General features: G+C 75.2%; 14 protein-coding genes, 2 pseudogenes and 2 riboswitches. Of the genes and pseudogenes, 15 read left to right on the forward strand and 1 reads right to left on the reverse strand.

Translation table 11 applies throughout. The features are described 5' to 3' along the window. Positions 1-585: 585 nt before the first annotated feature. The 15 genes and pseudogenes from OG767_RS13515 to cobA all read left to right on the forward strand — a co-directional run bounded on the left by OG767_RS13515 (position 586) and on the right by cobA (position 21,363). Positions 586-2,220 carry an Ig-like domain-containing protein gene (locus OG767_RS13515; RefSeq protein WP_405093705.1) on the forward strand — a complete coding sequence of 545 codons (1,635 nt, stop codon included), beginning with the start codon at positions 586-588 and terminating at the stop codon, positions 2,218-2,220. A gap of 334 nt (positions 2,221-2,554) precedes the next feature. Beyond that, positions 2,555-2,758: riboswitch (cobalamin riboswitch) on the forward strand. 35 nt (positions 2,759-2,793) lie between these two features. Next, complete coding sequence (gene bluB / locus OG767_RS13520; protein WP_405093706.1) at positions 2,794-3,435, forward strand: 5,6-dimethylbenzimidazole synthase; 642 nt, start codon at positions 2,794-2,796, stop codon at positions 3,433-3,435. A gap of 263 nt (positions 3,436-3,698) precedes the next feature. Continuing rightward, positions 3,699-3,828: riboswitch (cobalamin riboswitch) on the forward strand. 335 nt (positions 3,829-4,163) lie between these two features. Next, positions 4,164-7,832, forward strand: coding sequence for a cobaltochelatase subunit CobN (cobN, locus tag OG767_RS13525; RefSeq protein ID WP_405093707.1), 3,669 nt, complete (start codon positions 4,164-4,166; stop codon positions 7,830-7,832). Further along, positions 7,829-10,105: a VWA domain-containing protein gene (locus OG767_RS13530; RefSeq protein ID WP_405093708.1), complete on the forward strand. Its 2,277-nt coding sequence runs from the start codon at positions 7,829-7,831 to the stop codon at positions 10,103-10,105. The genes cobN and OG767_RS13530 overlap by 4 nt, the downstream gene beginning before the upstream one ends. Positions 10,106-10,186: 81 nt before the next feature. Then, complete coding sequence (gene cobO / locus OG767_RS13535) at positions 10,187-10,798, forward strand: cob(I)yrinic acid a,c-diamide adenosyltransferase (RefSeq protein ID WP_396778293.1); 612 nt, start codon at positions 10,187-10,189, stop codon at positions 10,796-10,798. Further along, entirely contained in the window at positions 10,795-12,156 is a 1,362-nt protein-coding gene (locus OG767_RS13540; RefSeq protein WP_405093709.1) for a cobyrinate a,c-diamide synthase, read from the forward strand. Before cobO ends, OG767_RS13540 begins: the two co-directional genes overlap by 4 nt. Then, on the forward strand, positions 12,153-12,941 hold the full coding sequence (gene cobI, locus OG767_RS13545) for a precorrin-2 C(20)-methyltransferase (RefSeq protein ID WP_405093710.1): 789 nt from the start codon (positions 12,153-12,155) through the stop codon (positions 12,939-12,941). Before OG767_RS13540 ends, cobI begins: the two co-directional genes overlap by 4 nt. Then, a complete protein-coding gene (cobM, locus tag OG767_RS13550; protein ID WP_405093711.1) occupies positions 12,938-13,777 on the forward strand; it encodes a precorrin-4 C(11)-methyltransferase in 840 nt (279 codons plus the stop codon). The genes cobI and cobM overlap by 4 nt, the downstream gene beginning before the upstream one ends. 50 nt (positions 13,778-13,827) lie before the next feature. Beyond that, positions 13,828-14,844 (forward strand): annotated as a pseudogene (locus tag OG767_RS13555) (cobalt-precorrin-5B (C(1))-methyltransferase); the annotation flags it as partial. Further along, positions 14,805-16,136 (forward strand): precorrin-6y C5,15-methyltransferase (decarboxylating) subunit CbiE, encoded by a 1,332-nt coding sequence (gene cbiE, locus OG767_RS13560; protein WP_405094213.1) that lies wholly within the window; start codon positions 14,805-14,807, stop codon positions 16,134-16,136. The pseudogene OG767_RS13555 and the gene cbiE, both read left to right, overlap by 40 nt. Continuing rightward, on the forward strand, positions 16,124-17,869 hold the full coding sequence (gene cobJ, locus OG767_RS13565) for a precorrin-3B C(17)-methyltransferase (RefSeq protein WP_405093712.1): 1,746 nt from the start codon (positions 16,124-16,126) through the stop codon (positions 17,867-17,869). The genes cbiE and cobJ overlap by 13 nt, the downstream gene beginning before the upstream one ends. Further along, positions 17,857-18,080, forward strand: a pseudogene (locus OG767_RS13570) (4Fe-4S binding protein); the annotation flags it as partial. The gene cobJ and the pseudogene OG767_RS13570, both read left to right, overlap by 13 nt. Before the next feature lie 63 nt (positions 18,081-18,143). Beyond that, positions 18,144-19,151 carry a HoxN/HupN/NixA family nickel/cobalt transporter gene (locus OG767_RS13575; RefSeq protein WP_405094214.1) on the forward strand — a complete coding sequence of 336 codons (1,008 nt, stop codon included), beginning with the start codon at positions 18,144-18,146 and terminating at the stop codon, positions 19,149-19,151. Then, positions 19,148-19,744, forward strand: a complete 597-nt coding sequence (locus tag OG767_RS13580) for a precorrin-8X methylmutase (RefSeq protein ID WP_281939106.1) — start codon at positions 19,148-19,150, stop codon at positions 19,742-19,744. The genes OG767_RS13575 and OG767_RS13580 overlap by 4 nt, the downstream gene beginning before the upstream one ends. Continuing rightward, entirely contained in the window at positions 19,741-21,363 is a 1,623-nt protein-coding gene (gene cobA / locus OG767_RS13585; RefSeq protein ID WP_405093713.1) for a uroporphyrinogen-III C-methyltransferase, read from the forward strand. Before OG767_RS13580 ends, cobA begins: the two co-directional genes overlap by 4 nt. 98 nt (positions 21,364-21,461) lie before the next feature. Here cobA and OG767_RS13590 read toward each other — a convergent pair whose 3' ends face one another. Beyond that, on the reverse strand, positions 21,462-23,510 hold the full coding sequence (locus OG767_RS13590) for a glycogen debranching N-terminal domain-containing protein (RefSeq protein ID WP_405094215.1): 2,049 nt from the start codon (positions 23,508-23,510) through the stop codon (positions 21,462-21,464). Between the last annotated feature and the right edge of the window lie 3 nt (positions 23,511-23,513).

The following is a 23,513-nucleotide window of genomic DNA, read 5'->3' on the forward strand; positions in this document are numbered from 1 at the left end:
GTACGAAGGCGGGTCTGAGCATCGATGAACCAGGTGCACGTGTACGACATGCCGTTCGTGCCAGCGGGCAGGGACTGCCAGTTCTGCGGCGAGCCCTTGGTCGACGTCGTCCACCCGAGCTTGCGGTCATGGACCGCCTCCAGGAACCTCGTCCAGAACTCCTGGTAGGCCAAGGCTCGGTCGCTTGCAGCGGTGTCGCCCTTGGCGATCGTGCTCCTTCCAGTTCGCGCCCGCGCGCGAGGCGAGCCATCCCGGCGTCCATTCCTGGTCGGCAGCCCAGAGATTTGGGTCCGTCGCAGACCTGACCGGCGCCGGCGATGAAGGGCAGCCGGGCGTCGAGGTCAGGTGATGGCCAGCAGCACGGCTTGGCCGTCTGCGGCTGCGGCACGGTAGAACCGGCGCAGATCGGTGTAGTGCGCATGCGCGGATGCGGGCGCGTGCCGGCCCGGCGTGAGCCCTCGTCGACGCGCAGCGGGCCTTCGGCTCGGCGGGCGGCGGTCCCGCCCGGTGGGCGCCACGGTATTGACAGACAGAGTCCCGACCGCCGAGGCTGTATCAAGCGATATCTGTCGATGAGTACGGGGCATGATGCGACGCAGGATCTTCGCGCTGGCCACCGCCGCCGCGGTCGTCGTCGGCGGGGCCATGACGATGGTGCTGCCGTCGGCGTACGCCGCGACGGCGTGCACGGTGGACTACACCATCACCCGAGAGTGGTCCAAAGGGTTCTGGGCCGAGCTCACCGTCACCAACCTGGGCTCTCCCGTCACCGACTGGTGGCTGCGGTTCCGTCAGGTCAGCGGCCAAACGATCACCATGGGCCTCGACCGGCTGCCGGACGGATACACGCTCGGCAGCGGCGAGCTGTACCCGATGACCATGCTCCGCCCACCGGCGGGGTCCACGCTGCCGACCGGCGCCTCGGTGACGGTGCGCTTCGGCGGCAACTACCGGGACGCGGAGCCCGAGCCGACCGACTGGGTCTTGAGCGGCCAGCCGTGCAACGTGGACGTCGGCAGCCCGACCGGTTCGTCGCAGCCGACGGCTTCGGCGAGCCCGCAGCCCAGCCCACGGCCGGGCGGCCCGTCGGTGTCGCTCACCTCGCCCCTGCCCAACGACTTCTTCGCCGCGCGGGGCGTCATCCCGATCCGTGCGGAGGCCACGGCGGCGGCCGGCCGGCGGATCGAGCGGGTCGAGTTCCGGGAGCGCGGCACGTTGCTCGCCGTGGACACCACCGCGCCGTACGCGTTCGACTGGCGCGGCGCGTCGCCGAACAGCGGCACCCGCGTCACCGCCACCGCCTACGACAGCGAGGGCGCCCAGGCCACCGCCGAGGTCCGCGGCATCCGGGTGCTCCCGCCGCCGGCACCCGGTGCCGCACCCGCGCTGAAGGCGATCGGCAACCGCATCCGCACGGTCACCACCGACCCGAGGCCGTACCGGCCACGCGGAATCATCCGGTCGGCCGCGCCCGGCGAGTGCGCGTGGGGACCGATCCGCTGGGACGGCCCGGTCGACGACGCGTCCGTGGGCGCGCTGCGGGCCCGCGGCGTCGACGCGGTGCGGGTCGTGCTGAGCGACGCCTGCTTCGTCTACACCGGCAGCCCCACCGACAGACAGAACCGCGTCGGCTACGTCGACGAGGCGGCCCGGTACGTCGACCGGCTCGTCCGGGCCGGCATCACACCCATCGTGTCGCTGCGCCAGAGCGACCTTCTCGCCGTGCGCTCCTTCTGGAGCGCGGCGGCGGAGGTGTTCGGCGCCGACAACGCGGTGATCTTCGACATCTCGCCCTACGACTTCCCGGCGGCCGGTGGCACCGGTCCCGCGGTGGCCTGGACCTGCTGGCGCGACGGCGGCGTCGCGTGCGCGGGCACCAGCCTGCCGAGTTTCGGTGTGCAGGAGCAGATCCGCCTGCTTCGCGTGCAGGGCTCGTTCAACCTGGTCCTCGCCGCCGGGATCGACGGCGGCAACGACCTGCGCCGGTGGCTGGAATACCGCCCGGCCGACCCGGACGGCCGCAACGTGGCCGCCGCCTGGCGCGTCGACGACCGCTCGGCCTGCGCCACGCCGGCCTGCTGGCAGTCCACCCTGCTCCCGGTCGCCGCCCAGGTACCGCTGGTCGCCACCGACGTCAGCGCCGGTTCGGCGGCGCCGACGTTCGTGCTGCGGACGGTCACCTGGCTCGACCAGCACGGCATCGGCCACCTGCGCCGGTGACCGGGGGAGAGGTAAGCCTGAGGTTCCCCGGTTGGCCGGAACCATGATGGCATTCGTCAACCTGGGCGCAGCCTGGGCCTGTCGCGACGAAGAGGTGGCTCCTTCGCGGCCGGCCAGTCCGGTGACCGTGTGGCGGACAGGGCTGGCCCTGGTCATGGAGTCGACCGCCGGGTGCCGGCGATGACGGAGTACGAGCGTCCGACAATCATCGCCGTCCTCGACGGCGCGCTCATCCGAGCCGGCTCTGGCACGCCGATCGGCGCAGTGGTCTCGGCGCTCCCGCACGGGTGGTGGACCGCAGGGTCGGTTTCGGACAGTGGGGTATTGTGCCGAGCGGCACGAACTGTTGCGAGGTGCCCCACCCGGTGGTGGGGAGAATCGGGAAGCCGGTGTGACTCCGGCACGGGCCCGCCGCGGTAACCAGGGAGCTGCCGCCCACGCGCACGTGTGCGCAGTCACTGGCCGAACCGGCTGGGAAGGCGGGCGGACCGGTGTTGATCTGGGAGTCCGAAGACCGGCCTCGCGTCATCGGGCCCCACCGAGGTGGGGCATGAGCGCAGCGGGAGCCTGCCCATGATCAGCGACATCTACGACGTGATCCACCGTCGCCGCGACGTCCGTGGCCAGTTCAGTGGCGAGCCCCTCGCCCCTGGCGTACTCGACCGCGTCCTTGCGGCGGCGCACGCCGCACCCAGTGTCGGGCTGTCCCAGCCCTGGGACTTCATTGTGATCCGTGACCGGGGCCTGCGCGAAGCGTTCCATCGGCATGTCCGTGCCGAGCGCGACACGTTCGCCGCCACCCTCGGCGTCCAGGACGCTCGACGATTCTCCGGCATCAAGATCGACGGCATCCTGGAGTCGACACTGTCGATCGTGGTGACCTACGACCCCGACCGTGGTGGCCCAGCGGTCCTGGGTCGCCACGCCATCTCCGACACCGGCCTGTATTCGACCTGTCTGGCCATCCAGAACCTCTGGCTGGCCGCCACCGCCGAAGACCTCGGCCTCGGCTGGGTGTCGTTCTATCGCGAGCAGTTCCTCCAGCGGTTGCTCGCCATTCCGGCCGGCATCCGACCCGTCGCCTGGCTCTGCCTCGGCCCCGTCACCCACCTCGAAGCGGTGCCCGATCTCGAACGACACGGCTGGCGCCACCGCCGCCCCCTGGCCGCGGCGATCCACCACGACCGCTGGAACCCCGCGTCCGCCACGAGGTGACGTCTCTGCCGCATGGGTAGGGGCAGCGCCGGACTGCTCCTACCCGCGCTACCTGATCGCTCTCGGTCAGCGGCCTGTTCGGGGCTGTGCGATCGAGACGGCCCGGGCACCGGCGGAGCGCCGGTCCGGAGGGTCGTGACCCCGGCGGGCCAGCTGGGGGACTGATCGGCCGGTCTCGATGGTCCGGGCGACGGTTGCCCGCGGTGGAGTGGCGTTGACCGCAGGTCGTGAGGTGTGGCAGCATTCGCGGCCTGACGGCAGTGAAGGAAGCCGGTGCGATTCCGGCGCGGTCCCGCCACTGTCACCGGGGAGTGATCCCCCCTTGCGAGCCACGACCGTGCGTGCGCGGTTGGAAGGCCGGGGGTGAGCGTTGATCCGGGAGCCAGGATACTTCGGCCGTCGGACGTACCCCAGGGCGTGGACACCCGAGGAGGACCCGATGACGCACGGCATCTCTTTCATCGACGAACATCGTCATGATCCGCACGGTGGACGCTCCGCCGCACCCGTTGCCTGCCACGCCGCCGGTCGTGCCGGCGTGCCCCGTGCCGGCGCACCCGGGACCGTGGACCCCCTCGGCCGGGGCGCGTGCCGCCAGCGTTGACCGCTCCCCGACCCGCGTCTCGGTGAGTCGCGCCGCGGGTCGCCGCACCCGCTGACGCCGCTCCCATCCCGCTTCGCCCCGGTCGCCTTCGCGCGACCCGGTGCGTCACTCTCCGGAGTTTTCCGTGCGCATCCTGTTGCTGTCCACCGCCGACACCGACCTGCTGGCCGCCCGCGCCAGCGACGCCGACTACCGGCTCGCCAACCCCGCGCGGGTCGCCGCCGACGCGGTGCCCGCGCTCGTCGACGGCGTCGACCTCGCCGTCGTACGCCTGCTCGGCGGCCGGCAGACCTGGCCGGACGGGCTGGCCGCCGTGCTGGCCAGCGGCGTCCCGACGGTGGTGCTCGGCGGTGAGGCGCTGCCCGACGCGGAGCTGATGGCGGTCTCCACCGCGCCGTCCGGTGTGGTCACCCAGGCGCTCGCGTACCTGGTCGAGGGCGGCCCGGCGAACCTGGGCCGGCTGGCCCGGTTCCTGTCCGACCGGGTGCTGCTCACCGGCGAGGGCTTCGCCCCGCCCGCGCCCACCCCGGCTTACGGCGTGCACGGCGATCCGGAGATCGTCCCCGGCCGGCCCACCGTGGGGATCGTCTTCTACCGGGCGCACGCGCTGGCCGGCAACACCGGCTTCGTCGACGTGCTCGCCGACGCGGTACGGGCCGCCGGCGGGAACCCGCTGCCGATCTTCTGCGGCTCGCTGCGGGGGATGACCGCCGGCGCCGGTCCGCTCGGTCTCTTCGGCCGGTGCGACGCGCTGCTGGTCACCGTGCTCGCCGCCGGCGGAGCGGTGGCCGCTGACGCCTCCGGCGGCGGCGACGAGGACGCCTGGGACGTCGGCGCCCTCGCGGCGCTGGACGTGCCGGTGATCCAGGCCCTCTGCCTCACCAGCACCCGCGAGCAGTGGGCCGGCAGCGACGCCGGACTGTCCCCGCTGGACGCCGCCATGCAGGTCGCCATCCCCGAGTTCGACGGCCGGATCATCACCGTGCCGTTCTCGTTCAAGCGAATCGACGCCGACGGGCTCTCGGTCTACGCCGCCGACCCCGACCGGGCCGCCCGGGTGGCCGGCATCGCGGTCCGCCACGCCCGGCTGCGGCACGTGCCCGCCGCCGACAAGCGCGTCGCGGTGGTGCTCAGCTCGTACCCGACCAAGCATTCCCGGGTCGGCAACGCGGTCGGTCTGGACACCCCGGCCTCCGCCGTCCGGCTGTTCGCGGCGATGGCCGACGCCGGCTACCACCTGGGCGACGCCCCGCCACCCGACGACGGCGACGCCCTGATCCACGCGTTGATCGCCGCGGGCGGCCACGACGTGGAGTGGCTCACCCCGGAGCAGCAGCGCGCCGCCGAGGCCCGGATACCGGGGCGCACGTACCGGCGGTGGTTCGACGAGTTGCCCGCCGCGCTGCGTGAGCGGATGCGGGAGCACTGGGGTGAGCCGCCCGGCGAGCTGTACACCGAGGGTGGGGACATCGTCCTGGCCGGCCTGCGCTTCGGCAACGTGGTGCTGCTGATCCAGCCGCCGCGCGGCTTCGGGGAGAACCCGATCGCCATCTACCACGACCCGGACCTGCCGCCCAGCCACCACTACCTGGCCGCGTACCGCTGGCTCGCCGCGCCGGTCGCCGACGGTGGGTTCGGCGCGGACGCCGTGGTGCACCTGGGCAAGCACGGCACCCTGGAGTGGCTGCCCGGCAAGGGCCTCGGCCTGGCGGCCGACTGCGCCCCCGACGCGGTGCTGGGCGACCTGCCGCTGGTCTATCCGTTCATCGTCAACGATCCCGGTGAGGGCACCCAGGCCAAACGGCGTGCCCACGCCGTCGTGGTCGACCACCTGGTGCCGCCGATGGCCCGCGCCGAGACCTACGGGGACCTGGCCAGACTGGAGCAACTGCTCGACGAGTACGCCACCGTGCAGGCCCTCGACCCGGCCAAGGCGCCGACCGTGCGGGCGCAGATCTGGGACCTGGTCTGCGCCGCCGAACTGCACCACGACCTGCACGCCGAGGCGATGCCCGACGCCGACGACTTCGACGACTTCGTGCTGCACCTCGACGGCTACCTCTGTGAGGTCAAGGACGTGCAGATCCGCGACGGGCTGCACGTCCTCGCCACCGCCCCCACCGGCGAACCGCGGGTCAACCTGGTCCTCGCGGTGCTACGCGCCCCGCAGGTCTGGGGCGGCGCCCGTGCCCTGCCCGGCCTGCGGCAGGCTCTCGCCGGCGCGTACGGTCTCGACGAGCAGGCGCTGCTCGCGTCGCCGGGGCGGCGGGTGGCCCTGCCGGCCGCGCTGACCGAGGTCGTGGACGGGCCGTCGGTCACCGCCGCCGACGCCGTCGACCTGATCGAGGCGCTGGCGCGCCGGCTGGTGGTCGGCATGGAGACCCTCGGCTGGGACGCCGACGCGGTCGAGGCGGTGGTCACGGAGGTGACCGGCCGGGCCGTCCCGGACGCCGCCGCGGTGCTCCGTTTCGCCGCCACCGAGGTGGTGCCCCGCCTGGCGCGGACCACCGACGAGCTGACCAACACCCTCGGCGCCCTGGACGGCCGGTTCGTGCCGCCCGGCCCGTCCGGCTCTCCCACCCGGGGGCTGGTCAACGTGCTGCCCACCGGTCGCAACTTCTACTCCGTCGATCCCAAGGCCATTCCCAGCCGCAACGCCTGGGACGTCGGCACGGCGCTGGCCGACTCGCTGCTCGCGCGGCACCTCGCCGACACCGGCGCGTACCCCCGGTCGGTGGGGTTGTCCGTCTGGGGCACCAGCGCCATGCGGACCCAGGGCGACGACATCGCCGAGGTGCTGGCCCTGCTCGGCTGCCGACCCGTGTGGGACGACCGGTCGCGGCGGGTCACCGGCGTCGAGGTGGTGCCGACCGCGGAACTGGGCCGCCCCCGCGTCGACGTCACGGTCCGCATCTCCGGGTTCTTCCGCGACGCGTTCCCGCACGTGGTGGCGCTGCTCGACGACGCCGTCCGGCTTGTGGCCGCGCTGGACGAGCCGGACGCGGAGAACTTCGTCCGCGCGCACGTCGCCGCCGACCTGGCCGAGCACGGCGACGAGCGGCGGGCCACCGCCCGGATCTTCGGCTCCAAACCGGGCGCGTACGGCGCGGGACTGCTGCCGCTGATCGACGCCCGTACCTGGCGCAGTGACGCCGACCTCGCCGAGGTGTACGCGGTCTGGGGTGGCTACGCCTACGGCCGCGGTCTCGACGGGCGGGAGGCGCGTGCCGACATGGAACGCTCGTTCGCCCGGATCGCGGTGGCCGTGAAGAACCAGGACACCCGCGAGCACGACATCGTCGACTCCGACGACTACTTCCAGTACCACGGCGGGATGGTGGCGATGGTCCGCCACCTGACCGGCGCCTCGCCGGAGGCGTACGTGGGTGACTCGGCGATGCCGCACGACGTGCGCACCCGGACGCTGGGCGAGGAGACCCGGCGGGTGTTCCGGGCCCGGGTGGTCAACCCGAAGTGGATCGCCGCGATGCGCCGGCACGGCTACAAGGGCGCGTTCGAGCTGGCCGCCACCGTGGACTACCTGTTCGGCTACGACGCCACCGCCGGGGTGGTCGACGACTGGATGTACGAGCACCTGGCCGCCGCCTACGTCTTCGACGACACCACCCGTGACTTCCTGGAGCGGTCCAACCCGTGGGCGTTGCGCGGCATCACCGAGCGACTGCTGGAGGCCGCCGACCGGGGGCTGTGGGCCGAACCGGAGCCGGCCACCCTGGACCGGCTCCGCGACACGTACCTCGCCAGCGAGGGTGACCTGGAGGAACGCGCATGAGCACCTTCCCGTTCAGCGCTGTGCTCGGCATGGCCGACATGCGGCTGGCGCTGCTGCTCAACGCCGTCTCCCCGGCGATCGGCGGGGTGCTGGTGCGGGGCGAGAAGGGCACCGCCAAGTCCACCGCCGTACGGGCCCTCGCCGCGCTGCTGCCACCGGTGCGGCGGCTGGCGGGCTGCCGGTTCGGGTGCGATCCGGCCGCGCCCGACCCGGCCTGCCCGGACGGTCCGCACCCCGCCGGCGCCGCCGCCGAGACCGCGCCGGCCCGGCTGGTCGAGCTGCCGGTCGGCGCCGCCGAGGACCGGGTGGTCGGCTCGCTGGACCTGGAGCGGGCCCTCGGCGAGGGGGTACGCGCCTTCGAACCGGGCCTGCTGGCCGCCGCGCACCGCGGCGTGCTCTACGTCGACGAGGTGAACCTGCTGCACGACCACCTGGTCGACCTGCTGCTCGACGCCGCCGCGATGGGTCGCAACCACGTCGAGCGGGAGGGCGTCTCGGTCAGCCACGCCGCCCGGTTCCTGCTGGTCGGCACGATGAACCCGGAGGAGGGTGAGCTGCGTCCGCAGCTCCTCGACCGGTTCGGGCTCACCGTCGAGGTGGGCGCCAGCCGGGACCCGGCGGTCCGGGTCGAGGTGGTCCGTCGCCGGCTGGCCGCCGACGCCGACCCGGCCGGCTTCGCCGCCCGCTGGGCCGAGGCCGATGCGCGGACCGCCCGACAGGTGGCCGCCGCCCGGCAGCGGCTCGCCCGAGTGCGACTGCCGGACTCCTCGCTGCGCCAGATCGCCGAGGTCTGCGCCACGTTCGACGTGGACGGGATGCGCGCCGACATCGTCACCGCCCGTACCGCGATGGCGCACGCCGCCTGGCACGGGCGGGACCGGGTGACCGTCGACGACGTCCGGGTGGCCGCCCGGCTGGCCCTGCCGCACCGGCGTCGCCGCGACCCGTTCGACACTCCCGGCCTGGACGACAAGCGCCTCGACGAGGCGTTGCAGCGCGCCCAGGACGAACACCCCGACGACCCGGACGACGGCGGCGGCGACGGCGACGGCGACGGCGACGGCCCGCGGGGCGGCGGTTCCGGCGGTCCGGGCGGTCCGGGCGGTCCCGGCGGTCCGGGCGGTCCCGGTGGGGCGGCGGGGGACGGTCCCGGCTTCGGCGGGGGCGGCCCGGACGGGCGCGGCGGAGACCCGGCGGCCGGGGACGGTCGTGGTCCCGACAGGGCCGGTCCGGGGCGGCACAGCTCCGGCGGGCGCGACACCGTCGACGCCGAGCGTCGTGGACCCGACGCCGACCGAGGCGGACCCGACGGAGAGCCGTTCGCCGGGGACAGGTCGCACGGTCCCGCCGGTCGGCCTGCGGACGGCCGGCCCGGGTGGGCCGACGGCGGCGGGCCCGGCGACGGCGACGACCAGCGTCGTGACCGGCCCGGTCCGGGCGACGCCGCCGCCGGTCAGTCGGTGGCCGTACCCCGGGGTGGGCTGAAGGCGCGGCTGCTCACCGCGCCCGGGGTGGGGGACGGGGTGCCCGGTCGGCGGTCCCGCGCCCGCACCGGGCGGGGCCGCACCACGGGCGCCCGGGTGCCGGCCGGTCGGGTGGCCGCGCTGCACCTGCCGGCCACGGTCCGCGCGGGCGCGCCGCACCAGGCGGCCCGGGGTCGGCTCACCGGCCCACTGCGGCTGCGCCCGGACGACGTGCGCGAGGCGGTCCGCGAGGGACGCGAGGGCAACCTGGTGCTGTTCGTGGTGGACGCCAGCGGGTCGATGGGCGCCCGCGAGCGGATGACGGCGGTCAAGGACGCCGTGCTCGCCCTGCTCACCGACGCGTACCAGCGGCGGGACAAGGTGGCGGTGATCGCCTTCCGGGGTGACCGGGCACGCACCCTGCTGCCGGCCACCTCGTCGGTGCTGACCGCCTCGATCCGGCTGGCCGAGATGTCCACCGGTGGGCGCACCCCGCTGGCCGAGGGCCTGCTCGCGGCGGCCGACCTGCTGAGCCGGGAACGGCTGCGCGACCCGAAGCGCCGCCCCCTGGTGCTCATCGTCACCGACGGCCGGGCCACCGCGGGCCGGCGCCCGCTGGAGCGGGCGGCCACGGCGGCGACGGTGCTCGCCGCCACCGGCGCCCCCTGCGTGGTCGTCGACTGCGAATCGGGCCCCGTTCGCCTACACCTGGCCCGCCGCCTGGCCGTCCAGCTCAGTGCCCCGCACCACCTGCTGAACGCCCTCACCCACCCTCTCGCCCGCGATCTTGCACTTACTGCCCCGGCATAGCGGACGAAGCGCACACATGGCGGACCGAAACCGCAAGATCGCGGGAGTGCTCGCGGGGATGACGACGAGGAGAGATCGCTGATGCCACAGGGGAAGCCGAGCACGGTACCCGACGACGGCCTGACCACCCGGCAGCGGCGGCACCGGCCACTGCTGCTCGTCCACACCGGACAGATGAAGGGGAAGTCGACCGCCGCGTTCGGGTTGGCGCTGCGGGCCTGGACCGCCGGCCTGCCGATCGGGGTGTTCCAGTTCGTCAAGAGCGCCAAGTGGCGGGTCGGTGAGGAGAACGCCTTCCGGGCGCTCGGCGAGGTGCACGAGCGCACCGGTCAGGGCGCGCCGGTGGCCTGGCACAAGATGGGCGAGGGCTGGTCCTGGATCCAGCGCGGCGGTGCGGCCGACCACGCCGCCGACGCGCTGGAGGGCTGGCGGCAGATCCAGCGCGACCTGGCCGCCCAGCGGTACGGGCTGTACGTGCTGGACGAGTTCACCTACCCGATGAAGTGGGGCTGGGTGGACGTCGACGAGGTGGTCGCCACCCTCGCCGACCGGCCCGGCTTCCAGCACGTGGTGATCACCGGACGGGACGCCGACCCACGGCTGGTGGAGGCGGCCGACCTGGTCGCCGAACTGACGAAGGTCAAGCACCCGATGGACGCCGGTCAGAAGGGCCAGAAGGGTATCGAGTGGTGACCGGCCCGACGACGCCCTGGGCGCTGCCCCGGCTGGTGGTGGCCGCGTCGGCCAGCGGGCACGGCAAGACCACGGTGGCCACCGGGCTGCTCGCCGCGCTGCGCCGCCGTGGCCTGACGGTCAGCCCGCACAAGGTCGGTCCGGATTACATCGACCCCGGCTACCACGCGCTCGCCGCCGGCCGGGCCGGCCGCAACCTCGACCCCTTCCTGGTCGGCGCGGACCGGATCGCCCCGCTGCTGCGACACGGCGCGAGCGTCCCCACGCCCGCCGACGTCGCCGTGGTCGAGGGCGTGATGGGCCTGCACGACGGCGCCGTGGGCCGGGGCGACTTCGCCTCCACCGCGCACGTCGCCCGGCTGATCGACGCGCCGGTGCTGCTGGTGCTCGACACCACCGCGCAGGGTCGATCGGCCGCCGCGCTCACCCTCGGCATGGCCGCCTTCGACCCGACGGTGCGCATCGGCGGGGTGATCCTCAACCGGGTCGGTTCGCCCCGGCACGAGACGCTGCTGCGCGACGCGCTCGCCGAAGTGGGCGTGCCGGTGCTCGGGGCGGTCACCCGGGCCGTCGAGGTGGCCGCCCCGGCCCGGCACCTGGGGCTCGTCCCGGTCGCCGAGCGGGCGCCCGAGTCGCTCGCGATCGTCGCGGGCCTCGCCGACCTGGTCGAGTCCACCGTGGACCTGGACGCCGTGCTCGATCTGGCCCGCACCGCCGCGCCGCTGCGGGTGCCCGCCTGGGATCCGGTCGCCGCCGTCGGCGGCCCGGCCGGCGGGGACCGTCCGCTGGTCGCGGTCGCCGGTGGTCCGGCCTTCACCTTCTCGTACGCGGAGACCACCGAACTGCTCACCGCGGCCGGCGCCGACGTGGTCACCGTCGACCCGCTGCGCGACCCGGCGCTGCCCGCCGGCACCCGCGCGGTGATCGTCGGGGGCGGTTTCCCCGAGGCGTACGCGGAGGCGCTGGCCGGCAACGCCACCCTCCGTGCCGAGGTGGCCGCCTTCGACGGCCCGATCGTCGCCGAGTGCGCCGGGCTGCTCTACCTCGGCCGGTCCCTGGACGGCGCGCCCATGTGCGGCCGGCTCGACCTGACCGCCCGGATGACCGGTCGGCTGACCCTCGGCTACCGGGAGGCGGTCGCCGCCGCGGACTCCCCGGTGTCCCGGGCCGGCGACGCGGTACGCGGCCACGAGTTCCACCGCACCACCACCGACCCCGGCCACGGCGCGCAGCCGGCGTGGCGCTGGAACGGCACGGCGCACGGCTTCGTGGCCGGCCGGGTGCACGCCTCCTACCTGCACACCCACTGGGCGGGCGCCCCGGCCGCCGCCCGGCGCCTGGTCGAGGCATGTCGATGACCGCCGGCAGTCGAGCCGCCGCACCTGTCGACGCGGTGCTGACCGGGGTCGGCGTCGGGCCCGGCGACCCGGAACTGCTCACCCTCAAGGCGGTGCGGGTGCTGCGCGCGGCCGACCTGGTCTTCGTACCCGTGATGGCGGACCGCCCCGCGGGCGGCGTGGACCAGGGCGGGGGCGCCGGCCGGGCCGAGCGGACCGTGCTGGCGCACGTCGGGGCGGACCGGCTGCGCCGGCTGCCGTTCGCCCTGGACGACCGGGGCGGGGTGAGCCCCCGGCGCGCGGCGGCCTGGGACGCCGCCGCCCGCGTGGTGGTCGAGGCGGTCGACGCCGGGGCGCGGGCGCTCGCCTTCGCCACCATCGGCGACCCCAACGTCTACTCCACCTTCGGCTACCTGGCGCAGAGCGTCCGCGCGCTGCGCCCGGCGGTGCGGGTCGCCACCGTGCCCGGCATCACCGCCATGCAGGAGCTGGCCGCGCGCAGCGGCACCCCGCTCTGCGAGGGACGCGAGCCGCTGACCCTGCTACCGGCGACCGCCGGGCTGGCGCTCTTCGCCGACGCGCTGGCCGGCCCCGGCACCGTGGTCGCCTACAAGGGCTGGCGGCGGCACCCGGAGCTGGTCGGGGAGCTGCGCCGGCAGGGCCGCCTCGGCGATGCCGTGCTCGGGTGCGGCCTCGGGCTGCCCGACGAGCGGATCGGTGCGGTGGACGACGCCGCGCACGACCTGCCGTACCTGTCGACGCTGCTGGTTCCCGCCCGCCGGGACCGCCGAGGAGGAAAACTGTGACCAGCTCCGGCAAGGTGTGGTTCGTCGGGGCCGGCCCCGGCGCGGCGGACCTGTTGACCCTGCGGGCGGCCCGGGTGATCGCCGACGCCGACCTGGTGATCTGGGCGGCCAGCCTGGTGCACGCCGACGTGCTCGGCCACGCCCGCGCCGACGCGGAGATCGTGGACTCGTCGCAACTGCCCGTCGAGGGAGTGCTGCCGCTGTACGAGCGGGCCGCGCGGCGCGGGCTGACGGTGGCCCGGATCCACTCCGGCGACCCGGCGCTCTGGGGCGCGGTGCAGGAGCAACTGGACCTGTGCCGGGCGCTCGGCCTGGCCGTCGAGATCGTTCCCGGCGTCTCGTCGTTCACTGCCGTCGCCGCGATCGCCGGACGCGAACTGACCGTCCCCGAGGTCGCCCAGTCGGTGATCCTCACCCGTCTCGAAGGCGGCAAGACCCCGATGCCGCCCGGCGAACGGGTCCGCGACTTCGCCCGGCACGGCACCACGATGGCGCTGTTCCTCTCCGCCGCACGGTCCGGCCAGGCGCAGGCCGAGCTGCTGGCCGGCGGCTACCCGGCGGACACCCCGGCGGTGGTCGCGTACCGGGCGACCTGGCCGGACGAGCTGGTGGTGCGCTGCACGGTGGGCACCCTGGCGGCGACGGTCAAGGAGCACCGGCTCTGGAAGCACACGCTCTTCCTGGTCGGGCCGGCGCTGGCCGCCACCGGGACGCGTTCCCACCTCTACCACCCCGGGCACTTCCACACCTACCGGCGGGCCGAGCCGGCCGCCCGGGCCGAGTTGCGCCGCCGCGCCGCCGCCCGCCCCGCCGATCCGGTGGGCGGTTCCGAGTGACGTACCCGGAACCGCCGCTGCGGGAGCCGGACCTGCCGCGTACCGCGAAGGTGCGGCCCACCGCGCTGCGTACCGGCTGGACCACCGGGGCCTGCGCGACGGCCGCGGCCAAGGCCGCGGTGACCGCGCTGGTCACCGGCGTGCCGCAGCCCGAGGTGGAGATCGGGCTGCCGGCCGGCCGACGGGTCCGCTTCCCGGTCGCCCGCTGCGAGCTGACCGGCGTCCCGCCGCGGCGCGCCGAGGCGGTCGTGGTCAAGGACGCCGGTGACGACCCGGACGTCACCCACGGCGCGGAGCTGACCGCCACGGTCGACTGGACCGACGCCCCCGGGCTGCGCCTGGCCGGCGGGCCGGGCGTGGGCACCGTCACCAAACCCGGCCTGGGGCTCGCCGTGGGCGGCCCGGCGATCAACGACACCCCGCGTCGCATGATCGACGCGGCGGTGGCCGAGGTGGTCGACCTGGCCGAGGTCGGCGTCCAGGTGGTGATCAGCGTCCCCGGGGGCGAGATCATGGCCCGCAAGACCACCAACCGGCGGCTCGGCATCCTCGGCGGCATCTCGATCCTCGGCACCACCGGGATCGTCCGGCCCTTCTCCACCGCCTCCTGGCGGGCCAGCGTCGTGCAGGCCGTGCACGTCATGGCCGCGCAGGGCGAGCGGACCGTGGTGCTCTGCACCGGAGGGCGTACCGAGCGGGCGGCCCGCGCGCTGCTGCCGGAGCTGCCCGAGGTCTGCTTCGTCGAGGTCGGTGACTTCACCGGCGCGGCGGTCCGGGCCGCCGTCGCCGACGGCATGACCGGTGTGGTGTTCGTCGGCATGGCCGGCAAGCTGGCCAAGCTCGCCGCCGGCGTCCTGATGACCCACTACACCCGCTCGGCCGTGGACCTGTCGCTGCTCGGCGCCGTGACCGCCGAGGCCGGGGGCGGACCGGCGCTGGTCGCCGCCGTGACCGGGGCGAACACCGGCCGGCACGCGTACGAGCTGTGGGAGGCCGCCGGGCTGCTCGGCCCGGCCGGGGACCTGCTCTGCCAGCGGGTCCGGCAGGTGCTGCTGCGCTTCGCCGGGCACGCCGTCACCGTGGACGTGGCGATGGTCGACTTCGCCGGGAGTCGCACGGTCGCCGCCACCGGCCGGTGGTCGCGGTGAGCACGGTGACAGTGGTCGGCCTGGACGCGGCCGGTGCGCCGGCGCATCCCGCCCTGACGCCGGCGCTCGCCGCGGCCCGGCTGGTGGTCGGCGCGGCCCGACACCTGGCCGCGGTGCCCGTGCCGCCCGGCGCGGCCACCGTCACGCTCGGGCCGCTCGCCCCCGCCGTGGACCGGCTGGCCGCCGCCGTAGCCGCCGGCGTACCCGCCGTGGTGCTGGCCAGCGGCGATCCCGGCCTGTTCGGCATCGTGCGGCGGCTGCGCGCGGCCGGGCTGCCGCTGCGGGTGGTGCCGGCGGTGTCCAGCGTGGCCGCCGCGTTCGCCCGCGCCGGGCTGCCCTGGGACGGCGCCGCGGTGGTCACCGCGCACGGCCGGGACCCGCGGCCGGCGCTGAACGCCTGCCGGGCACTGCCGCTGGTGGCGGTGCTCACCGCCCCCGGCGCCGGGGCTGCCGAGCTGGGCGCCGGGCTGGTCGGCTGGTCCCGCCGGCTGCTGGTCGCCGAGCACCTGGGCACCGACGCCGAACGGATCTGCGAGGTCACCCCGGCGCAGGCCGCCGCCGGGACGTGGTCCGATCCGCACGTGCTGCTCAGCGTCGCCGCGCCCGAGTCCGGCGGGATGCGGTGGGACAACCAGCCGGCCGCCGCGCCGGTCGACGGGTGGGCCCTGCCGGAGAGCGCCTACGCCCACCGCGACTCCATGATCACCAAGTCGGAGGTGCGCGCCCTCGTCGTCGCCCGGCTGCGCCCCCGGCTGGGCCGGCTGGTCTGGGACGTCGGCGCGGGCAGCGGATCGGTCGGCGTCGAGTGCGCCCTGCTCGGTGCGGCGGTGCTCGCCGTCGAGCACGACGCCGGGGCCGCCGACGCGATCCGGGCCAACGCCGCCGCGCACGCCGTCGACGTACGGCTGGTCGTCGGGCGGGCCCCGGCGGTGCTGGCCGGCCTGCCCGACCCGGACGCGGTCTTCGTCGGCGGCGGGGGCACCGACGTCCTCGCCGCCGTGCTGGCCCGCCGCCCCGACCGGGTGGTGCTCACGCTGGCCGCCCTGGACCGGGTCGCGCCGGCCGTGGCGCTGCTCCGCGCCGCCGGCTACCGGGCCGGGGGCAGCCAGCTCTCCGCCGCCCGCCTCGCCGACCTGCCCGGCGGGTCGATCCGTCTCGCGGCCACCAACCCGGTGGTCGTCCTCACCGGGGAGCTCACGTGCACCACCTGACCCCGCACGCCCGGATCGGGCTCGTCGCGGCCACCGCCGCCGGCCGACGCCACGCCCGGACCGTCGCCGCCGCCTGGCCGCACGCCCGGCTGGTGCCGGGGGAGAGCGTCGCCGACGCACTGCGAACCGCCTGGTCCGACTGCGACGCGGTGATCGCCTTCCTGGCCACCGGCGCGGTGGTCCGGATCCTCGCACCGCTGCTCGGCGACAAGCGCACCGACCCGGCCGTCGTGGTCGTCGACGAGGCGGCCCGGCACGCCGTGGCGCTGCTCGGCGGGCACGCCGGCGGCGGCAACGCCCTCGCCGAGGCCGTCGGCGCGCTGGTGGACGCCCGGCCGGTGGTCACCACCGCCACCGACGCGGTCGACCTGCCCGGCCTGGACACCCTCGGCTGGCCGGTGGAGGGTGCCGTCGCCGCGGTCTCCCGGGCCGTCCTGGACGGCGAACCGGTCCGGCTGGTCGCCGACGCCGACTGGCCACTGCCCGCCCTGCCGCCGAACGTCCGCCCGTCCGTCGCCGACGCGCCGGGTGCCGCCGACGGGGTGCCGGCCGGCTACCGGCTGCTGGTCACCGACCGGCTGGTGCCGCCGGACGACCGGACCGCCGTGCTGCGACCCCCGTCGCTGGTCGCCGGCGTCGGGGCCAGCCGGGGCGTGCCCGCCGACGAGGTGCGCGACCTGCTGCACCGGGAGCTGACGTCGGCGGGGCTCAGTCCGGCCAGCCTGCGCTGCCTGGCCAGCGTCGACGCCAAGGCCGACGAGGCGGGCATCGTGGCGACCGCGGACGCGCTGGGCGTACCGCTGGTGACGCATCCGGCGGTGACGCTGGCGGCGGTCGACGTGCCGCACCCCAGCGAGGTGGTGCGCGCCGTGGTCGGCACACCCAGCGTCGCGGAGGCCGCCGCGCTGCTCGACGTCGACGGCCGGTCCGGCGACGCCGAACTGCTGGTGCCCAAGACGGCGTCCGCGATGGCCACCGTGGCGGTGGCCCGGCACGCGCCGCGCGGCCGGCTCGCCGTGGTCGGGCTCGGGCCGGGCGCCGCCGACCTGCGCACTCCCCGCGCGGTCGCCGAGCTGCGCCGGGCGGCCGTGGTGGTCGGTCTGGACCAGTACGTCGACCAGGTGCGCGGCGTGCTGCGCCCGGGCACCCGGGTGCTGGCCAGCGGGCTGGGCGCGGAGGAGGCCCGGGCCCGGGCCGCCGTCGCCGAGGCCGCCGCCGGCCGGGCGGTCGCGCTGATCGGCTCCGGCGACGCCGGGGTGTACGCGATGGCCAGCCCCGCCCTGGAGTACGCCGACGAGCGGATCGACGTGGTCGGCGTACCCGGGGTGACCGCGGCGCTGGCCGCCGGCGCGCTGCTCGGCGCCCCGCTCGGCCACGACCACGCGTACCTGAGCCTGTCCGACCTGCACACCCCCTGGGAGGTCATCGAGCGGCGGGTGACCGCCGTCGCCGAGGGCGACTTCGTGGCGCTGTTCTACAACCCGCGCAGCCGGGCCCGCGACTGGCAGCTCGGCCGGGCGCTGGCGATCCTCGCCGCGCACCGCCCACCGGACACCCCGGTCGGCGTGGTGCGCAACGCCAGCCGCGACGGCGAGCGGGTGCACCTGGCCACCCTGGCCACCCTCGATCCGCAGGTGGTCGACATGTACAGCGTGGTCGTCGTGGGCAGCAGCGACACCCGCCTGGTCGCCGGCCGGATGGTCACCCCCCGGGGGTACCGGTGGCGCTCGTGACCATCGGCGCCTGCCAGGGCTGCGGCGCCTGCCTGCTCACCTGTCCCACGCACGCGATCCGGCCGGTCGCCGGCGGCCTGACCGTCCGGGCCGACCGCTGCACCGGCTGCCTGGAATGCGTGGAGATCTGCCCGGTGGACGCGATCCGGGTCACCGACCCCGACGAACGTGGAGGAACCCGATGAGTACGACCACCGTCAGCACCGCACCCCCGGTCGGCCGGTGGAGCCGCGCCGAACGGGTCCGCCTCGGCGGCATCGTGCTCGCCGTCGCGATGCTGCACGTCGCCGGCTGGAGCCTCTACCTGTACTGGAACAACCAGCCCGCGGCGGCCGGTGGGCTGGCCGGCGCCGGCACCCTGGCGTACGTGCTCGGGGTGCGGCACGCGTTCGACGCCGACCACATCGCCGCCATCGACGACACCACCCGGCTGATGCTGCTGCGCGGTCGGCGGCCGGTGGGCGTCGGCTTCTTCTTCGCGCTCGGGCACAGCGCGGTGGTGCTGCTGCTGGCCCTGATCGTCGGCCTGGCCTCGACGAACCTCAGCGGCGCGGGGCTGGTGCGGGCCCGCGAGCTGGGCGCCACCGTCGCGATCGTCACCGCCACCGTGTTCCTGGCGCTGGTCGCGGTGCTCAACGCGGTGGTGTTGAGCGGGCTGGCCCGGCTGTGGCGCCGGCTGCGCCACGGTGGCCTGGACGAGCGGGAGCTGGACCTGCACCTGCTCAACCGAGGGCTCATGCAGCGGGTCCTCGGCGGTCGGGCCCGGGCGCTGGTGCGCTCCTCGTGGCACATGGCCCCGGTCGGTTTCCTGTTCGGCCTCGGCCTGGAGACCGCCAGCGAGGTGACCCTGCTGGCGCTGTCGGCGAGTACCGCCGCCGCCGGTGGCCTGCCGGTGCTGGCCCTGCTGACCCTGCCGCTGCTCTTCGCCGCCGGGATGTCCGCCATGGACACCGCGGACAGTCTGCTGATGAGCCGCGCCTACTCGTGGGCGTACCGGCAGCCGGCCCGGCGGCTCTTCTACAACCTGGCCACCACCGCGATGACGGTGCTGGTGGGCGCCGTGGTGGCCAGCGTCTACCTGGCCGGGCTGCTGGTCGACCAGCTGGGGATGACCGCGCTCGCCGGGTACGCCGCCGTCGCCGACCACTTCGAGCAGCTCGGATACGTCGTGGTGGGTCTCTTCGTGGCCTCCTGGGTGGGCGCGGTCGCGCTGTGGAAGCTGCGCGGCTACGACCGCCGCTACGCCGGCACGCTGCCCGCCGGCACCGGGGAGCAGCCGTGAGCCGGGTGGTGCACCCGATCGAGGCGGAGTCGTACCGGATCCTGCGCGAACGGGTCGACCTCACGCACCTGCCGCCGCTGACCCGCGCGGTGACCGAGCGGGTGGTGCACGCCAGCGCCGACCTGGCGTACGTCGACGAGCTGGTCTGCGACGAGGCGGGCCTGGCGTCCGGGCTGGCCGCGCTGCGCGCCGGCGTGCCCGTGGTGACCGACGTGGCGATGGTCGCCGCCGGGATCACCCGGGCCGGCCTGGACCTGGTCTGCCCGGTCGCCGAGCCGGCCGCCGCCGAGCTGGGCCGGGCCGCCGGGATCACCCGGTCGGCGGCGGCCGTGCGGATCGCCCTGGACCGGGTCGGTCCGGGCGCGGTCTGGGTGGTCGGCTGCGCGCCGACCGCGCTTGTCGAACTGCTCACGCTGGCCGCCGCACCGGCGCTTGTCGTCGGTATGCCGGTCGGTTTCGTCGGCGCCGCCGAGTCCAAGGCGGCGCTGCGGGCCAGCGGCCTGCCCGCCGTGTCCAACGTGGGGGAGAAGGGCGGTTCGGCGGTCGCCGCCGCCGCCCTCAACGCCCTGCTCTACATCGAGGAGATGCCATGACCGGTCTGGTCATCGTCGGGCACGGTACGCGCAGCGCGGCCGGGGTCGACCAGTTCGCCGCGCTCGTCGAGCGGGTTCGTCGACGCGGTGTCGTCGGGGACGTCGAGGGTGGCTTCATCGAGCTGTCCCGTCCGCCGCTGACCGACGCGGTGACCGCGTTGGTGGAGCGGGGACACCGGGCGCTGGTGGCGCTGCCGCTGGTGCTCACCGCCGCCGGGCACGGCAAGGGCGACATCCCCGCCGCGATGGCCCGCGAGCAGCAGCGCCACCCCGGGTTGACCTACCGCTACGGTCGTCCGCTGGGCCCGCATCCCCTGCTGCACGCCGCCATCGAGGAGCGGATCGACGCCGCGCTGGCCGGCGCCGACCGGGCCGGTACGTGGATCGCGTTGATCGGCCGGGGCTCCACCGACCCGGACGCCAACGCCGAGGTGGCGAAGGTCGCGCGGCTGCTCTGGGAGGGACGCGGTTACGCCGGTGTCGAGCCGGGGTTCATCTCCCTCGCGGAGCCGTCGGTGCCGGCGGTGCTGGAGCGGCTGCGCCGGCTCGGGGCGCGGCGGATCGTGGTGGCGCCGTACTTCCTGTTCGCCGGGGTGCTGCCGGACCGGATCGTCGCCCGGTCGGCCGAGTTCGCCGCCGCGCACCCGGATCTGGACGTGCGGGTGGCCGAGGTGATCGGCGACTGCGACGCGCTGGCGGACCTGGTGCTCGAACGGCACGCCGAGGCGCTGGCCGGGGACATCCGGATGAACTGCGACACCTGCGCGTACCGGGTGCTGATGCCGGGCTTCGCCGACAAGGTGGGCCGTCCGCAGCGCCCGCACGACCACCCGGACGACCCGGTCGACGGTCACCACCATCACCACGGCCACGGCCACCATCACCACCACGAGGCGACGGCGGGGTCGGTCGCGGTCGTCGGCGGCGGGCCCGGCCCGGACGACCTGATCACGGTACGCGGAAAGGCCCTGCTGGACGCCGCGGACGTGGTGGTGGTCGACCGACTGGCCCCGCAGGGGCTGCTCGCGGGGCTGCGTGACGACGTGCTGGTGGTCGACGCGGCCAAGGTGCCCCGCGGTCCGTCGATGGCGCAGGACACGATCAACGCGGCGCTGGTGACGCACGCCCGCGCCGGCCGGCGGGTGGTCCGGCTCAAGGGCGGCGACCCGTACCTGTTCGGTCGCGGCCACGAGGAGGTGCGGGCCTGCGCGGAGGCCGGTGTGCCGGTGACCGTGGTGCCCGGCGTGAGCAGTGCGTTCGCCGCGCCGGCGCTGGCCGGTGTCCCGGTGACCCACCGCGGCGTCGCGCACGACGTCACCGTCGTCTCCGGGCACCTGCCGCCGGGTCACCCCGGCTCGCTTGTCGACTGGGCGGCGCTGGGCCGCGCCCGGGGCACGCTGGTGCTCCTCATGGCGGTGGACACCATCGCCAAGATCGCCGCCGTGCTGGTCGAGCACGGCCGCGCCCCGGAGACGCCGGTGCTCGCCGTGCAGGACGCCGGGCACCCCGGGCAACGCGCGGTGCCGGCCCGGCTGGACGAGATCGGCACGGTCGCCGCCCGGCAGGGTATCCGTCCGCCGGCCGTGTTCGTGGTGGGTCAGGTGGCCGCGCTGGGCTGACCGGCGGGCGGGCGGGGCGTGGGCGACGACAGGTGTCCCGGACCGGGCCAGGGCGAGCGCCGTGGGTGGCAGGAACGCCTTGATGCGCAGCGCCCCGCTCAGGGGCTCGCCGGATCCGGCCGGCGACGCGCGAAGGCGTCGAGCCGGCCCCAGCGGCCGGGAATGTCCAGCAGGGTGATCCGCTCGAAGGCGGGCGGGAGCGCCGGGGTGGTGGCGAGGTGGTCCTCGTGGGGCTCCATGCCCAGCATCGTGCGGAGCAGAAGCAGCGACGCCCCGCTGGACCACGCCTGCGGGCTGCCGGCGGTCGGATACCGGACCGGGTAGCGGGTGGTCCGGCGGTCGAACCCGCCGAACGCCTCGGGCAGGCGACCCTCGAAGAAGCCCGCGGCCTCGATGATTCCCTCGGCGATGCGTCCCGCCTCGTCGGTCAGACCGTAGCGCCGCAGGCCCCAGGCGATGAAGGAGTTGTCGAACGGCCACACGGTCCCGTTGTGGTAGCCCAGCGGGTTGTAGCGGGCCTGCCCCTCGGCCAGCGTGCGGACACCCCAGCCGGAGAACAGCGCGGGACTCATCAGGAGTTCGGCGACCCGGCCGGCGCGCTCCGGCGGGACGATGCCACTCCACAGGAGGTGCCCGATGTTCGAGGACAGGCTGTCCACCGGCGTGCCGTCGCCGTCGAGCGCGAGGGCGTAGTAGCCGCGGTCCGCCAACCAGAAGTCGCGGTTGAACCGCTCGTACAACGCCGCCGCCTCGTTCTCCAGACGCTCGGCCAGGGCCGGATCGTTCCAGAAGGTACGCGCCAGCCGGACCGCGCGGATCTTGGCGTCGTAGGCGTAGCCCTGGGTCTCGCACGTCGAGCGGGGGAAGCCCGGGAGCCGGCCGTCGGCGTAGGAGATGCTGTCCCACGAGTCCTTCCAGCACTGGTTTTCCAGGCCGGTGGAGCGGTTGCGGCGTTCGTACGAGACGTAGCCGGCGCCGGTGAGGTCGGCGTGGTTGTCCAGCCAGTCGAGCGCGGCGCGCGCCTCCTGTTCCAGCTCGCGGACGAGGTCCGCGTCGCCGCTCCACCGCTCGTACTCGTCGAGCAGCACCAGGAACAGCGGTGTGGCGTCCACGGTGCCGTAGTACGGCGAGTGGGGTTGCTCCTCGAAGGCCGCTGACTCGCCGTAGCGCAGTTCGTGCAGGATCCGGCCGGGATCCTCCTCCAACACGTCGTCGGTGCGCGCGCCCTGGAGCGAGGCCAGGATCCGCAGGGTGGTCGGTGCCAGGGACGGTGTGAACGGCAGCGCCTGTAGACAGGTGAGCAGACTGTCCCGGCCGAAGAGGGTCATGAACCAGGGCAACCCGGCGGCGGGCACGGTGGCGCCGCCGAGCGAGAGCGGCGTGAACCGCAGCGCCGCCAGGTCCACCAGGCTGCGTTGGTAGACCTGCCGCAGCGCCGGGCTGTCGGTGTCGAGTGTCGGAGCCGCCGCCACCCAGGCGCGAACGCTGTCGGGCAGGGTCGACGCGTCGGGCCGGAGGGCCCGGAGCCCGGACCGCAGGTCGACGCCGTCGGGTCGCAGCGCTCTCATCTCGGCCCGTACCTCGACCGTCCAACTGGCTCCGGCGTCCAGCCGGATCGAGAAGTCGAGGTGCTCCGGGGTGAAGGTCGCCGGCTCGCTGGCCGTGAGGACGACCTCCCGCTGGAAGGTGGCACGGCGATAGCCCAGCCGTAGCTCGTCGGGGGTGACGTGGGCGTAACGTTCGCCGACCTTCGCGTCGGCGGCGAACTTGATCTCGAAGATGTCGGCGAAGTCGGCGGCCACCTCGAGACGTACCGTCAGGTCGAGATTCGACTCGCCGTAGTTGAAGACGGTGAGGGTCTCGACCATGTCGGCGCCGATACGGCGTCGTCGGATCGCGGACACGTCCGCCTGGACGTAGTCCATCCGGCCGCCCGGCACGAGGAAGAACCCCACCTCGAAGTACTGGCTGTCGTCCACCGAGAGGGCGGTCATCCGCTCGCCGTCGATGGTGAGCACCCACCGGGACAGGTAGCGCGTGTCGGCGGTGAACAGACCCACCGGCGCGGCCGACGACGCCTCGATGTCCCCACTGCTGTCGGAGACGACGAACGTGTTGCCGTCGATGCACGACACGGTGCCCGGCACGTC

Origin of the sequence: Micromonospora sp. NBC_01392, from assembly GCF_045040125.1 — a bacterium.
Classification (GTDB): Bacteria; Actinomycetota; Actinomycetes; order Mycobacteriales; family Micromonosporaceae; genus Micromonospora.

Excerpts from the sequence above, each read along its gene's own strand:
- cobA (WP_405093713.1), top strand. The coding sequence starts at position 19,741 with ATGACCGGTCTGGTCATCGTCGGGCACGGTACGCGCAGCGCGGCCGGG.
- OG767_RS13575 (WP_405094214.1), top strand. The coding sequence starts at position 18,144 with ATGCTGCACGTCGCCGGCTGGAGCCTCTACCTGTACTGGAACAACCAG.
- cobO (WP_396778293.1), top strand. The coding sequence starts at position 10,187 with ATGCCACAGGGGAAGCCGAGCACGGTACCCGACGACGGCCTGACCACC.
- OG767_RS13530 (WP_405093708.1), top strand. The coding sequence starts at position 7,829 with ATGAGCACCTTCCCGTTCAGCGCTGTGCTCGGCATGGCCGACATGCGG.
- bluB (WP_405093706.1), top strand. The coding sequence starts at position 2,794 with ATGATCAGCGACATCTACGACGTGATCCACCGTCGCCGCGACGTCCGT.
- OG767_RS13515 (WP_405093705.1), top strand. The coding sequence starts at position 586 with ATGATGCGACGCAGGATCTTCGCGCTGGCCACCGCCGCCGCGGTCGTC.
- cobI (WP_405093710.1), top strand. The coding sequence starts at position 12,153 with ATGACCGCCGGCAGTCGAGCCGCCGCACCTGTCGACGCGGTGCTGACC.